Consider the following 13,014-nt stretch of genomic DNA (forward strand, 5'->3'; position numbering starts at 1 on the left):
CGCTAGTCGACGCTCAGCGCGCGGCCGGTAAAAGAAGAAGAAAGAAACCTGGCGGCCGCGTCAGGCGGCGACCAGCAAACCGTTCTCGGTCAGCTTGACGCCAGCCGCCTGCTGGCGTGCCGCGAACGCCGCGCCGATCATCAGCAGACTCGGCTGCGCCGGGTCGACCCAATGCGACGCTTCGCCGGCGGCGAGCTGTTCGAGCGTCAGCGTCAGCATGCGTTCACGCTCGGTGCTGCACGCCTCGACGATCGCCACCGGCGTCGCCGCCGGCTTGCCGGCATCGATCAGTTGCCGCGCGATCTCGACGCCGCTGTCGCGTCCCATGTAGAACACCAGCGAGTCGGCGTTGACCTGCTCGCGGATTTCGTCGGAGCCGGGCGCGCGACTGAAGGTGGCGAGCGCGACGCTGCGCGACACACCGCGCAAGGTCAGCGAGCGCTTCAGCGTCGCCGCGCTGGCAAGCGCGGCGGTAATGCCCGGCACGACTTCATAGTCGATACCGGCCGCTTCGAGCGCGCGCATTTCCTCGTCCGCGCGGCCGAACAACATCGGATCGCCACCCTTCAGACGCACGACTACATCGTGTTCGAGCGCCGCATCGACGATCTGCTTGTTGATGAACTGCTGGGCCGTCGACAACTGTCCGCAGCGCTTGCCGACCGCGATCCGCTTCGCGTGACGCGGCGCGTAGTCGAGCATCGCCGGCTCGACCAGCGCATCGTGCAGCACGACGTCGGCGGTGGCGAGCAGCCGCGCGCCGCGCACCGTAATCAGGTCCGCGGCACCGGGTCCCGCGCCGATCAGATAAACCTTACCCATTACTTCAACCTGTTTCGTTAGAGCGTGCGCGGCGCGGGCAACGCGCCGCGCAGTGACACCGCGCTCTTACTCTGCACTATTACGCCGCGCTGTTACGCCGAATATGCGCGGATCATCCCCGCCGCGACGGTGTGATTCGTCGCCTCGTCGATCAGCACGAACGCGCCGGTGCCCTGATGCGCGTCGTACGCGTCGCACACGAGCGGCTTCTGCAGCGTCAGCGCCACGCGGCCGATGTCGTTCATCGCCAGTTCCTTGCGGTCGGTCGCTTGCGACAGCGTATGCACGTCGAGCACTTCCTTGATCGCGCCGATCTTCGCGAACACCGTGCTGGTGGTCTGCTTGAGCAGGTACTTGCGCTGCGTCGACAGCGGCGTGTCGTCGAACCAGCACATGTCCGCTTCGAGCTTCTTCGCGGGTTCCGGCGCCGCTTCGCGCAGCACGAAGGTATCGCCGCGCGACACGTCGACGTCTTCCGCCAGACGGATCGTCACGGTCTGGCCGGCGAACGCGCGGTCCACCTGCGCGGTGCCGCCGACCACCGGCGCGATGATCTCGGCAACCGTCGCTTCACGGTTAGCCGGCAGCACGACGATCGTGTCGCCGAGCTTCACTTCGCCCGATTCGATGCGGCCCATGTAGCCGCGGAAATCGTCGGCCTGGCTGCCGTCCTGGCGCGCGACCCACTGCACCGGGAAGCGCAGCGCGTCACCGCCGGTGTTTTCGACAGGCAGTGCTTCGAGCACGTCGAGCAGCGGCTCGCCCGCGTACCACGGCATACGCTCGCTCGCGCTGACGATGTTGTCGCCCTTGAGCGCCGACACCGGCACGAAGCGCACGTCTTCGAGACCGAGGTGACGCGCGAGTTCGACGTACGCATCGCGAATCTCATTGAAGCGCGCTTCGCTGTACTCGACGAGGTCCATCTTGTTGATCGCGACGATCACGTGCTGCAGGCCGAGCAGCTTGACGATCGCGCTATGACGCTTGGTTTGCGGCAGCAGTTGCGCAACGCCGTTCTCGAACGTGACGCGAGTCGCGTCGACGAGAACGATCGCAGCGTGCGCGGTCGACGCGCCGGTCACCATGTTGCGGGTGTACTGCTCGTGGCCGGGCGTGTCGGCGATGATGAACTTGCGCTTCGCGGTCGCGAAGTAGCGATACGCGACGTCGATCGTGATGCCCTGCTCGCGCTCGGCTTCGAGGCCGTCGGTCAACAGCGACAGATCGATTTCGTCGCCGACGGTGCGCTTGTTCTTCGCGCGCGACAGCGCCGACAACTGGTCGCTCAGCACGGCCTTGCTGTCGTACAGCAGGCGGCCGATCAGCGTGCTCTTGCCGTCGTCGACGCTACCCGCGGTGATGAAACGCAGCACGCCGAGGTCTTCTGGTTGATGAATACTGCTCATGATTGAATTACCCCTGGTCGTGTGCTTAAAAGTAGCCTTGCTTCTTGCGCTGTTCCATCGCCGCTTCGGAGACCTGATCGTCCATCCGCGTCGCGCCGCGTTCCGTGATTTCGGTCACGGCGGTTTCGGCGATGATCTTCTCGATGTCGTCCGCGTCGCTTTCGACCGGGCACGTGCAGCTAATGTCGCCGACGGTACGGAAGCGCACCTGTGCCTGTTCGCTGGTCTCGCCCTCGCGCATCGGCGTGAGCGGCGTGACCGGCACCAGCAAGCCGTTGCGGCGCACGATCTCGCGCTGGTGCGCGTAGTAGATCGACGGCAGTTCGAGCTGTTCGCGGGCGATGTACTGCCACACGTCGAGTTCGGTCCAGTTCGAGATCGGGAACACGCGCAGGTGTTCGCCGTTATGCAGACGCGCGTTGTACAGACTCCACAGTTCCGGGCGCTGCGCCTTCGGGTCCCACTGGCCGAATTCGTCGCGGAACGAGAAGATCCGCTCTTTCGCGCGGGCCTTTTCTTCGTCGCGGCGCGCGCCGCCGATCATCGCGGTATAGCCGTATTGCTCGATGGTTTCGAGCAGCGTGACGGCCTGCGCGGCATTGCGCGAATCGGTTTCGCGGCGCAGACGCACGGTGCCGCGCTTGATCGAATCCTCGACGTGGCCGACCACCAGTTCCGCGCCGATTTCCTTCGCGCGGCGATCGCGGAAGTCGATCACTTCGTCGTAGTTATGGCCGGTGTCGATATGCACGAGCGGGAACGGCAGCTGGGTCTTGCGGTTCGCGCCGAGGCCGAACGCCTTCAGTGCAAGCGCGAGCACCACCACGGAATCCTTGCCGCCCGAAAACAGCAGCGCCGGCTTGCTGCATTCGGCGACCAGTTCGCGCAGGATGTGGATCGACTCGGCTTCGAGCCAGTCGAGGTGGTCCATCCGGTTTGCCGTGTTGGCAAGCGGAGCGTTGACAGTGGAATCGAGCGTGGTGCTCATAGCGGGTCCTTCGTTGATGCGCCCGGCAAACACTTGCACTGGGGCGACAGTATTCAAATCGGTTTCGGCGGCGTGAGCCGCAAGCTCGTTGCGCGGCGTTCAGGCCGACGCGTTTTCGCTACGCTCGACCGCGATCGGGGTGATCGCCGTGATGTGCAAGCCGCATTCCTTCGTATCGCGCGACTCCCACCACCAGCGCCCCGCCCGGCTATCCTCGCCGGGGCGGATCGCCCGCGTACACGGCTCGCAGCCGATGCTCGGATAACCGCGCGCATGCAGCGGATTGACCGGCACGTCGAACGCCTTCAGGTAGTCCCACACTTCGGTCTCGCTCCAGTCCGCGAGCGGATTGAACTTGGCGATGTTGCGCGCGCCGTCGTGCTCTTCCTCGTGCAGCTCCGCGCGCGTGACCGACTGCTCGCGACGCTGGCCGGTGACCCACGCGCTGACGTCCGACAGCGCGCGATTGAGCGGCTCGACCTTGCGGATTTCGCAGCAGCGCTTGCGCAGCTCGACGCTTTCATAGAACGCGTTCAGGCCGTGCTCGCCTACATACTGCTCGACCGCCGCGGCTTGCGGATGAAACTGTTCGATGTCGTAGCCGTAGCGCGCCTTCACGGTGTCGAGCATGCCGAGCGTTTCCGCATGCAGACGGCCGGTGTTCAGCGAGAAGATGCCGATCTTCACGCCGCGCGACAGGATCGCGTGGGTGAGCAGCATGTCTTCCGCCGCGAGGCTGCTCGCGAGCTTCACGTTCGCGTGACGCGCGGCGATCGAATCGAGCAGCGCGTCGAGGCGTTCGACCTTCGCGGCGAGCTCCGGGCTCAGCGATTGAGCGGTGCTCATGCCGGAACCTTCACTGCGTCGGCTTGCGCCGCACGGCGGCGGAACAGCGGCGAGGTATCCACCGCGCTCTGGTATTGCACGCTGAATTCGTCGAACGCTTTCAGCGCGTCGTTGATGTCCTTGTCCGCGCGCAGCGCGTACGAGTCGAAACCGCAGCGGTACATGAAAGTCAGCTGGTCGCGCAGCACGTCGCCGATCGAACGCAGCTCACCCGTGTAGCCATAGCGCTGGCGCAGCAGGCGGGCGATGCTATAGCCGCGGCCGTCGCGGAACACCGGGAAGTCCACCGCGATCAGCGCGAGCTTGTCGAAATCGCCGACGATGTCCGCCGGTTCGCTGTCCGGCGCGAGCCACACGCCGAGTTGTTCGGCGCCGCGCGAAGCGATCAGCGCGTCGCGCTGCGCTTGCCACAGTGTGAGCGGCACCAGCACCTTGCCGGCCGGCAGTTCGTTGACCGCCGGCAGCGTGCCGTCTTCGGCCGGGCGCACGACGGTCCAGTCGTCGTTGACGATCGCGCGATTCTTGATGATAGAAGCCATCTGTTCAGTATCCTTTCGCGGTTACGCGTGAGCCGGTTGACGCGCGGCGTACACGCGCTCCTTGAACGGGGTGATGCCGATGCGGTTGTACGTGTCGATGAAACGCTCGCCGTCCTGACGGTTTTCGACGAACGTATCGATTACCTTGCTCATCACGTCCGGCATTTCTTCCGCCGAGAACGACGGGCCGATCACGCGGCCCAGATGCGCGCCCGTTGCGCCGGTGCCCTGCTCGCCGCCGAGCGTGACCTGGTACCACTCCGAACCGTCCTTGTCGACGCCCAGAATGCCGATGTTGCCGACGTGGTGGTGACCGCACGCGTTGATGCAGCCCGAGATGTTCAGCGACACGTCGCCCAGGTCGTACACGTAGTCGAGGTCGTTGAAGCGTTCCTGGATCGCCAGCGCGATCGGAATCGACTTCGCGTTCGCGAGCGAGCAGAAGTCGCCGCCCGGGCACGCGATGATGTCGGTCAAAAGACCAATGTTCGGCGTCGCGAAACCTTGCGCCTTGGCCTTTTCCCACAGCGCGAACAGGTCCTTCTTCTTCACGTCCGCGAGGATCAGGTTCTGTTCGTGCGACACGCGGATCTGGCCGAACGAGTATTCGTCGGCCCAGTCGGCGACCGCTTCCATCTGCGCGTCGGTCGCGTCGCCCGGGGCGATCGTGGTCGGCTTCAGCGACAACGTCACCGATGCGTAGCCCTCGACCTTGTGCGGACGCACGTTACGCTCGACCCAGCGGGCGAACGAGCGGTTTTCCAGCAGATGCGTTTCGAACGATGCATCGGTGTCCGGCAGCTTTTCGTAAGTCGGCGGCACGAAGTACTGCGAGACGCGATCCACTTCGGCTTGCGTGAGCGTGGACGGACCGTCCTTCAGGTGCTGCCACTCTTCCTCGACCTGCGCGGCGAATTTCTCCGGCGACAACGCTTTCACGAGGATCTTGATCCGCGCCTTGTACATGTTGTCGCGACGGCCGTAGCGGTTGTACACACGCAATACGGCTTCGCTGTAGGTCAGCAGATGCTGCCACGGCAGATCGCGGCGGATCACCGCGCCGACGATCGGCGTGCGGCCCAGACCGCCACCGGCAAGGATATCGACCACCAGCTCGCCTTGCTCGTTCTTGCGCAGGTACACGCCCATGTCGTGGATCTGTACGGCCGCGCGGTCTTCCTTCGAGCCCGACACCGCGATCTTGAACTTACGCGGCAGCCACGCGAATTCCGGGTGGAACGTCGACCATTGACGCAGAATTTCGGCCCACGGGCGCGGATCGACGAATTCGTCCGGCGCGACGCCGGCGAACTGATCGGCGGTGATGTTGCGGATGCAGTTGCCCGAGGTCTGGATGCCGTGCATCTGCACCGACGCGAGCTTGCGCAGGATTTCCGGCGTTTCCTCGAGCTTGATCCAGTTGTACTGGATGTTCGAGCGCGTCGAGAAGTGGCCGTAGCCGCGGTCGTGTTCGCGGGCGATCTGCGCGAGCACGCGCATCTGGTCGCTGCGCAGGTTGCCGTACGGAATCGCGATGCGGTGCATGTACGCGTGGCGCTGGTAGTACAGGCCGTTCTGCAGGCGCAGCGGACGGAACTCCTCTTCGCTCAATTCGCCCGACAAGCGGCGGCGAACCTGATCGGCGTACTGCGCGACCCGTTCATCGACGATGGTCTGGTCGTACTGATCGTATTGGTACATTCGGGGACCCCAATTTTTTCGAAACTTGCGTGGCACACGCGGCGGTCCGGTTCCGCCGCGGCTCGATATCTGTCTTTGTCCGGTTGCGCAGCCAAGCGTTTAGACCCATCGCTTATTTGCTTATGACAAATACAGATATCCATATTGAAAAAGATGGACAGATCGTAATAAACTCGCTTTATATTTCAAACGACTAAAAAATTCTTTTTATATGCGGCGAGGTTATATATGAACCTGCACCAATTCCGCTTCGTCCGCGAGGCTGTGCGGCAGAATTTCAACCTCACCGAAGCGGCCAAGGCGCTGTATACCAGCCAGCCCGGTGTGTCGAAGGCGATCATCGAGCTGGAGGACGAACTCGGCGTCGAGATCTTCACGCGCCACGGCAAACGCGTGCGCTCGCTGACCGAGCCGGGCCGGATCATCCTGCAGTCGGTCGAAAAGATTCTGCAGGAAGTGGAAAGCCTCAAGCGCGTCGGTAAGGATTACGCAGCGCAGGATCAGGGCAACCTCGTGATTGCCGCGACCCACACCCAGGCGCGCTACTCGCTGCCGGCCGCGATCGCCGAATTCAAGAAGCGCTTCCCAAAGGTTCACCTTTCAATTCTGCAAGGTAGTCCCACGCAGGTCGCCGAGATGGTGCTGCACGACCAGGCCGATCTCGCGATCGCGACCGAGGCGATCTCCAACTATAAGGAACTGGTGTCGCTGCCGTGCTTCCAGTGGCACCACCTCGCGGTGATGCAGCCCGATCATCCGCTGCTCGAGCGCAAGCTGCTGTCGCTCGACGATCTGACACAGTATCCGTTGATCACCTACGACAACGCGTTCGCCGGCCGCACCAAGATCAACGAGGCGTTCCGCCTGCGCGGGCTGCACCCGGACATCGTGCTGGAGGCGATCGACGCCGACGTGATCAAGACCTACGTCGAACTGGGTCTGGGCGTCGGCATCATGGCCGATATCGCGTTCAACGCCGAGCGCGACCGCCATCTGCGCGCGATGCCGGTCGGCCATCTGTTCGGCAGCAACGTGACGCGGGTCGCGCTGAAACAGGGCGCGTATCTGCGCAGCTACATCTACACACTGGTCGAACTGCTGTCGCCGAGCCTGAACCGCAAGCTGATCGAGCAGGCGCTGAAGGGCGAACACGAAAGCTACGAACTTTGAGCGGCGCAGAGCACCCGCGAGCTTTTTGTCCTGCTATCTTGCCTTCCCGCTTTGGAGACCTTTTTCGATGACCTCGCATAACAATAAGCTTCGCAACACCCTGCGCGGCCTGACGGCCGTGGCCGCCGCCGGCGCGCTGCTGGCCGCGGGTGCCGCGCGCGCCGACCTGAAAGTCGGCATCGATCTGTCGAACACCGGCCCGGCCGCGGTGATCGGCATCACCAGCAAGAACGCAATGCTGATGTGGCCGCCGACGATCGCCAACCAGAAAGCCGACTACATCTTCCTCGACGACGCGTCCGACCCCGGCGCCGCGGTGCGCAACATCCGCAAGCTGATCAACGAAGACCACGTCGACGTGATCGTCGGCCCGAACATCACGCCGGCCGCGATGGCCGCGCTCGACCCGGTCGCCGAAAGCCAGACGCCGATGATCACGCTGATCGGCTCGGCGAGCGTCGTCGAACCGCAGGAAGGCAAGAAGGTGTGGGCCTACAAGATGGCGCAGACCGACAGCGCGATGGCCGACGTGATGACCCGCTACATGGCGAACCACAACGTGAAGACGGTCGGCTTCATCGGTTTCGCGGACGGCTACGGCGAAAGTTGGCTCAACGAGTTCGGCAAGTTCGCGGCGCTGCGCCATATCCAATTGGTCGCGACCGAGCGCTACAACCGCACCGACGCGAGCGTGACCGGCCAGGTGCTGAAGCTGATGGCGGCGAAGCCGGACGCAATCCTGATCGCTGGCGCCGGTACGCCGACGGTGTTGCCGCAGCGCACGCTGATCGAGCGCGGCTATAAAGGTCCGATCTACCAGACCCACGGAATCGCGACGCCGGAGTTCATCAAGCTCGGCGGCAAGGACGTCGAAGGCACGCTGTTCCCGACCCAGCCGGTGGTGGTCGCGCGCACGCTGCCGGCCGATCATCCGGCGAAGAAGGCCGCGCTCGCGTTCACCAACGCGTACGAGGCGAAGTACGGGCCGGGCAGCGTCACGCAGTTCGCCGGCGATGCGGCTGGCGTGTATCCGCGCCTGCAGGATGCGGTTGCGCGCGCGTTGAAGACCGCGCAGCCGGGCACGCCGGCGTTCCGCGTCGCGCTGCACAACGAGCTCGAACACGCGCATGAGCTGGTGGTGCCGAACGGCGTCGTCAATACCAGCGCGAAGGATCACGTCGGGCTCGATCAGCGCGCGAGCGTGATGGGGATCATCAAGGACGGGAAGTTCGTTTATCTGAGCCAGTGACGCTCGCGACTCGATTCTGACTGGTGTGGTTCGATGGCGGCTCGCGGGATGGGGCCGCCATTTGCATTCTGACCGCCGCTCAAGCCGGCAGCCCATGCCGGGGCTCCCCGCCCCGGCTCACGCTGCGCTCAGCACTCGCCCTTCTTCGCGTGTCCCGGCGGGCAGTGACGGTGTTTGTCATGGTGATGATGATGATGATGCTCTTCCCATTCGTCGCGGTCCCAGTAGCGCTGGCCATCCCAATAGCGGTCGCCGTGCCAGCCCTGCTGCACGACGACCGGCGCCGGCGCCACCACGACCGGGGCCGGCGTGCCGATATTGACGTCGACGTTGACCGCGTGCGCCGTGCCGGACAAACCGATGCCCACGCCGACCGTCAGCAATGCCACCAACGAATGTTTCATACCGCCCTCCGAACTCGAATTATTGATGTGTAAATGCAGCAACCCCTCATACCCAATGCCGACAGCCGACGCGTACCGCCCGGCCTGACAGCGACGCAATCATAGCCGCTCGCCGGTCCGCAAATAAAGCGCGCGTCGAGCTGGAAGCGCCGGCGCACCGCTGCCCCCACCCGCCGTCGCTGCCGCACAACGCGTGTGCCGCGAAAATAAGCAGACGCTGTAATTGCGGCCATCCGACTCAGGTATGCTGGGCGCTTTTGTGAGCGGTTCCATTCAAGGGGAGACCATGCGGCGCGTTGTGTTCAATCAGAAGGGTGGCGTGGGCAAATCGACCATCGTGTGCAACCTGGCGGCCATCAGCGCGAGCGAAGGTCTGCGCACGCTGGTGATCGACCTCGATGCGCAGGCCAATTCGAGCCAGTACCTGCTCGGCCCGCAGGCGGCCGAACTGCGTCCGACCGCCGCCGATTTCTTCGACACCGCGCTGTCGTTCAGCTTCAAACCGGTCGAAGCGAGCTCGTTCATCCACGCGACGCGCTTCGAGAACCTCGACGTGATGCCCGCCCACGCCGACCTCGACACGCTGCACGGCAAGCTCGAATCGCGCTACAAGATCTACAAGCTGCGCGACGCGCTGAACGAACTGGACGGCACGTACGACGCGATCTACATCGACACCCCGCCCGCGCTGAACTTCTACACGCGCTCGGCGCTGATCGCGGTCGAGCGTTGCCTGATTCCGTTCGACTGCGACGACTTTTCGCGTCGCGCGCTGTACACGCTGCTCGAAAACGTGAAGGAGATCCGCCAGGATCACAACGACGCGCTCGAAGTGGAAGGGATCGTGATCAACCAGTTCCAGCCGCGCGCGAGCCTGCCGCAGAAGCTGGTCGACGAACTGATCGCCGAGGGCTTGCCGGTGCTCGGGTCGCGGCTGTCGTCATCGGTGAAGATTCGCGAATCGCATCAGCAGGCGGCGCCGATGATCCACCTCGATCCCGGGCATAAGCTGTCGCACGAGTATCGGGCGTTGCACCAGGAGTTGAGCGGCGCGTAAGTGCCGCGTCCGGACGGACGCGGGCGCCACTCGGATCGAAGTTCATCGATCGTTTTTGCGTCGCGTCGCGCGAGACCTCATTCGAACACCGGTTTGCCGGCGCTGTCCTTCACCTTCGCGCGCCACTGCGCGCGAATCTCGTTCACGACCGGCTCCGGAAGCGTGATGTAGTCGAGTTCCTGCGCGGTCTTGTCGCCGTTTTTGAACGCCCAGTCGAAGAACTTCAGCGTGTTTTTGCCCTGCTCCGGCTTCTGCTGCACCGAGTGCAGCATCACGAACGTCGCGCCGACGACCGGCCACGCATTGTTGCCGGGCTGGTCGGTCAGGATCTGATAGAAACTCTTCGACCAGTTCGCGCCGGCCGCCGCGGCCTTGAAGGTATCGATGCCCGGCTGCACCACCGTGCCCGACTGGTTCTTCATCGCGGTGTAGACCATCCTGTTCTGCTTCACGTAGGCCCATTCCACATAGCCGATCGCGCCCGGCAGACGCTGCACGAATGCCGCCACGCCATCGTTGCCCTTGCCGCCGGTACCGGTCGGCCAGTTCACCGTGGTGCCTTCGCCGACTTTGCTTTTCCAGTCGGGACTCATCTGCGACAGATAGTGCGTCCAGATGAAGCTCGTGCCGGAGCCGTCCGCGCGCCGGACCACCGCGATATCGGTATCCGGCAGCTTCAGGTTCGGGTTGAGCGCCGCGATCGCGGGGTCGTTCCATTTCTTGAGCTTGCCCAGGTAGATGTCGGCGAGCACCGGCCCGGACAACGTCAGCTGACCCGGCTTGATGCCCGGCAGGTTGACCGCGGCCACCACGCCGCCGACCACGGTCGGAAACTGGAATAGCCCGTTTTTCGCGAGTTCGTCGTCTTTCATCGGCGCATCGGAGCCGGCGAAGTCGATCGTGTTGGCGAGGATCTGCTTGATCCCGCCGGCCGAGCCGATGCCCTGATAGTTGACGCGCACCCCGGCGGCTTTGTGATATGCGTCGGCCCACTTGTTGTAGATCGGCGCGGCGAACGTGCTGCCCGCGCCGGTCAGGTCGGCCGCCTGCGCCGGCACGCCGGCCAGTGCACCGATAGCCGCGCAAAAAAGTACGATCGATAGATTTTTCATCGCCCGCTCCTCGAAAGTCTCGTCAGTGTCGCCGGTCTCGTCGATTGAAACTAGCCGGGGTCGATGTCAGTTCCATGACGGGCAGCAAGCCGCGAGCCCCGCACGAGGCGGGCGAGCCCGGCACGGCGGCGCCGACCGCCCCCATCCCGGCCGGTCGGCAAAATTGTTAAAGTAGCAGTCTTACCCGAACCCCCGACCGCAGTCCCCATCCATGCGCACCACCCGAGCCATCCACGCCGTCGAGCGTCTGAAAACGCGCACCGGTAATCCGCGCTTTGCCGCGATCAGCCTGTCCGGCGGCCTGTTCTACCTGGTCGACAAATCGAGCGGCACCGACAAGAAAGTCTCCGACCCGCTCACGCTCGACGACTTCGTCAAATTCGTCGACGCATACGGCCCGCAGAAACCGCGCAAGGCGAGCAAGCTCGATATCGCGTTCGAAGCGCAGATCAAAAAAAGCAAGGGCGGTTGACGCCTTAAGTTGCGCCTTAAGTTGCGCCTTAAGTTGCGCCATTACGTTGCGCCATTAAGCTACCCCAATCTCCACCCACCGGCCATCGGCCGCGCTGCTTTTCAGCATCGCTTCGATAAACCGCAAACCGTCGACTCCGTCGTCCACCGTCGTCAATAGCCGGCTTTCCGGCGGCGGCGCCTGCCCGGCGTCCAACGCGTCGATCTGCAACGCCGCATCCAGATACAGCTGCGCGAACGCCTCCAGATAACCTTCCGGATGCCCGGCCGGCACGCGGGTCGCGTGCGCGGCGAGCGGGCTTTTCACGCGCGCGCGCGTCAGCCGCTCGGCGAGTCCGCCCAGCGGCGTGAACCACAATTCGTTCGGCTGCTCCTGATCGAACGCGAGCCCCGCCTTCGTCCCAAACACCCGCAAGCGCAGCGCATTCTCCGCGCCGCTCGCCACCTGACTCGCCCACAGCATCCCGCGCGCGCCGTTCGCGTAACGCAGCATCGCCTGCACGTGGTCGTCGATCCGGCGCCCCGCCACGAACGTGTGCACGTCCGCCGCCAACGCCCGCGGCGACATCCCCGTGACGAATGCGGCCAGTTGATACGCATGCGTGCCGATGTCGCCGAGACAACCCGCCGGTCCCGCGAGCTTCGGATCGGTACGCCAGCCGGCCTGCTTGTTCGCGCCGCTCGCCTCGACCGGTTCGGCCAGCCAGTCCTGCGCATATTCGACCTGCACCACGCGGATCTCGCCGAGTTCCCCGCGCTCGACCAGCTCGCGCGCATGCCTGACCAGCGGGTAGCCGGAGTACGTATGGGTCAGCGCGAACAGCCGCCGCCGCTCGCGCGCGAGCCGTGCCAACGCCTCGCCTTCCGCGAGCGACACCGCGAGCGGCTTATCGCAGATCACGTGAATCCCGGCGTCGAGAAACGCGGTCGCGACCGGCGCGTGCAGATGATTCGGCGTGACGATCGCGACTGCGTCGATACCGTCGTCGCGCGCCGCTTCCGCGCGCGCCATCTCGCGCCAGTCCGCGTAACTGCGCGCGATGCCGGCCTCGACCGCGCTCGCCTGCGCGCGCTGCGGATCGGACGACAACGCGCCCGCGACCAGTTCGAAGCGATCGTCGAGCCGCGCCGCGATCCGGTGCACCGCGCCGATAAACGCGCCCTGCCCGCCGCCGACCATTCCCAATCTGAGTTTTCGTCGTTGCATGCTTGCGATGCTCCTAACGTTTCGGGGTTCAGAAGGTTT

The 13,014-nt window shown here is 64.4% G+C and carries 13 protein-coding genes; 4 read left to right on the forward strand and 9 right to left on the reverse strand.

Translation table 11 applies throughout. The features are described from left to right. Positions 1-60: 60 nt before the first annotated feature. The 6 genes from cobA to LJ656_RS04055 all read right to left on the reverse strand — a co-directional run bounded on the left by cobA (position 61) and on the right by LJ656_RS04055 (position 6,305). The gene (gene cobA, locus LJ656_RS04030; protein WP_230507995.1) at positions 61-822 is read right to left on the reverse strand and encodes a uroporphyrinogen-III C-methyltransferase; all 762 of its coding nucleotides are present in this window, start codon (positions 820-822) and stop codon (positions 61-63) included. A 92-nt stretch (positions 823-914) separates the two neighbouring features. After that, positions 915-2,231 (reverse strand): sulfate adenylyltransferase subunit 1, encoded by a 1,317-nt coding sequence (locus LJ656_RS04035; protein ID WP_230507996.1) that lies wholly within the window; start codon positions 2,229-2,231, stop codon positions 915-917. A 25-nt stretch (positions 2,232-2,256) separates the two neighbouring features. Continuing rightward, on the reverse strand, positions 2,257-3,219 hold the full coding sequence (gene cysD / locus LJ656_RS04040; protein ID WP_230507997.1) for a sulfate adenylyltransferase subunit CysD: 963 nt from the start codon (positions 3,217-3,219) through the stop codon (positions 2,257-2,259). A 99-nt stretch (positions 3,220-3,318) separates the two neighbouring features. Next, a complete protein-coding gene (locus LJ656_RS04045; protein ID WP_230507998.1) occupies positions 3,319-4,065 on the reverse strand; it encodes a phosphoadenylyl-sulfate reductase in 747 nt (248 codons plus the stop codon). Further along, a complete protein-coding gene (locus LJ656_RS04050) occupies positions 4,062-4,604 on the reverse strand; it encodes a DUF934 domain-containing protein (RefSeq protein ID WP_230507999.1) in 543 nt (180 codons plus the stop codon). The genes LJ656_RS04045 and LJ656_RS04050 overlap by 4 nt, the downstream gene beginning before the upstream one ends. A gap of 21 nt (positions 4,605-4,625) precedes the next feature. After that, the gene (locus LJ656_RS04055; RefSeq protein WP_230508000.1) at positions 4,626-6,305 is read right to left on the reverse strand and encodes a nitrite/sulfite reductase; all 1,680 of its coding nucleotides are present in this window, start codon (positions 6,303-6,305) and stop codon (positions 4,626-4,628) included. A 228-nt stretch (positions 6,306-6,533) separates the two neighbouring features. Here LJ656_RS04055 and LJ656_RS04060 point away from each other — a divergent pair, with 228 nt between their 5' ends. Further along, positions 6,534-7,475: a CysB family HTH-type transcriptional regulator gene (locus LJ656_RS04060; protein ID WP_230508001.1), complete on the forward strand. Its 942-nt coding sequence runs from the start codon at positions 6,534-6,536 to the stop codon at positions 7,473-7,475. 67 nt (positions 7,476-7,542) lie between these two features. After that, positions 7,543-8,724 carry an ABC transporter substrate-binding protein gene (locus LJ656_RS04065; protein WP_230508002.1) on the forward strand — a complete coding sequence of 394 codons (1,182 nt, stop codon included), beginning with the start codon at positions 7,543-7,545 and terminating at the stop codon, positions 8,722-8,724. 128 nt (positions 8,725-8,852) lie between these two features. On the opposite strand, the gene LJ656_RS04070 is transcribed toward LJ656_RS04065, so the two are convergent. After that, positions 8,853-9,128, reverse strand: a complete 276-nt coding sequence (locus tag LJ656_RS04070; protein WP_230508003.1) for a hypothetical protein — start codon at positions 9,126-9,128, stop codon at positions 8,853-8,855. 286 nt (positions 9,129-9,414) lie between these two features. Here LJ656_RS04070 and LJ656_RS04075 point away from each other — a divergent pair, with 286 nt between their 5' ends. After that, positions 9,415-10,185, forward strand: coding sequence for a ParA family protein (locus LJ656_RS04075; RefSeq protein WP_230508004.1), 771 nt, complete (start codon positions 9,415-9,417; stop codon positions 10,183-10,185). Positions 10,186-10,262: 77 nt separating this feature from the next. Here LJ656_RS04075 and pstS read toward each other — a convergent pair whose 3' ends face one another. Next, positions 10,263-11,297 carry a phosphate ABC transporter substrate-binding protein PstS gene (pstS, locus tag LJ656_RS04080; RefSeq protein WP_230508005.1) on the reverse strand — a complete coding sequence of 345 codons (1,035 nt, stop codon included), beginning with the start codon at positions 11,295-11,297 and terminating at the stop codon, positions 10,263-10,265. A 211-nt stretch (positions 11,298-11,508) separates the two neighbouring features. On the opposite strand from pstS, the gene LJ656_RS04085 reads away from it, so the two are divergent. Beyond that, positions 11,509-11,769 carry a hypothetical protein gene (locus LJ656_RS04085; RefSeq protein WP_075295847.1) on the forward strand — a complete coding sequence of 87 codons (261 nt, stop codon included), beginning with the start codon at positions 11,509-11,511 and terminating at the stop codon, positions 11,767-11,769. A 54-nt stretch (positions 11,770-11,823) separates the two neighbouring features. On the opposite strand, the gene LJ656_RS04090 is transcribed toward LJ656_RS04085, so the two are convergent. Beyond that, a complete protein-coding gene (locus tag LJ656_RS04090) occupies positions 11,824-12,975 on the reverse strand; it encodes a Gfo/Idh/MocA family protein (RefSeq protein WP_230508006.1) in 1,152 nt (383 codons plus the stop codon). Between the last annotated feature and the right edge of the window lie 39 nt (positions 12,976-13,014).

The sequence above is a fragment of the Paraburkholderia sejongensis genome, assembly GCF_020880815.1.
Classification (GTDB): domain Bacteria; phylum Pseudomonadota; class Gammaproteobacteria; order Burkholderiales; family Burkholderiaceae; genus Paraburkholderia; species Paraburkholderia sejongensis.

Bases quoted from the DNA above. Each gene is read 5' to 3' on its own strand.
- cobA (WP_230507995.1), bottom strand. From the start codon at position 822: ATGGGTAAGGTTTATCTGATCGGCGCGGGACCCGGTGCCGCGGACCTG.
- LJ656_RS04035 (WP_230507996.1), bottom strand. From the start codon at position 2,231: ATGAGCAGTATTCATCAACCAGAAGACCTCGGCGTGCTGCGTTTCATC.
- cysD (WP_230507997.1), bottom strand. From the start codon at position 3,219: ATGAGCACCACGCTCGATTCCACTGTCAACGCTCCGCTTGCCAACACG.
- LJ656_RS04045 (WP_230507998.1), bottom strand. From the start codon at position 4,065: ATGAGCACCGCTCAATCGCTGAGCCCGGAGCTCGCCGCGAAGGTCGAA.
- LJ656_RS04050 (WP_230507999.1), bottom strand. From the start codon at position 4,604: ATGGCTTCTATCATCAAGAATCGCGCGATCGTCAACGACGACTGGACC.
- LJ656_RS04055 (WP_230508000.1), bottom strand. From the start codon at position 6,305: ATGTACCAATACGATCAGTACGACCAGACCATCGTCGATGAACGGGTC.
- LJ656_RS04060 (WP_230508001.1), top strand. From the start codon at position 6,534: ATGAACCTGCACCAATTCCGCTTCGTCCGCGAGGCTGTGCGGCAGAAT.
- LJ656_RS04065 (WP_230508002.1), top strand. From the start codon at position 7,543: ATGACCTCGCATAACAATAAGCTTCGCAACACCCTGCGCGGCCTGACG.
- LJ656_RS04070 (WP_230508003.1), bottom strand. From the start codon at position 9,128: ATGAAACATTCGTTGGTGGCATTGCTGACGGTCGGCGTGGGCATCGGT.
- LJ656_RS04075 (WP_230508004.1), top strand. From the start codon at position 9,415: ATGCGGCGCGTTGTGTTCAATCAGAAGGGTGGCGTGGGCAAATCGACC.
- pstS (WP_230508005.1), bottom strand. From the start codon at position 11,297: ATGAAAAATCTATCGATCGTACTTTTTTGCGCGGCTATCGGTGCACTG.
- LJ656_RS04085 (WP_075295847.1), top strand. From the start codon at position 11,509: ATGCGCACCACCCGAGCCATCCACGCCGTCGAGCGTCTGAAAACGCGC.
- LJ656_RS04090 (WP_230508006.1), bottom strand. From the start codon at position 12,975: ATGCAACGACGAAAACTCAGATTGGGAATGGTCGGCGGCGGGCAGGGC.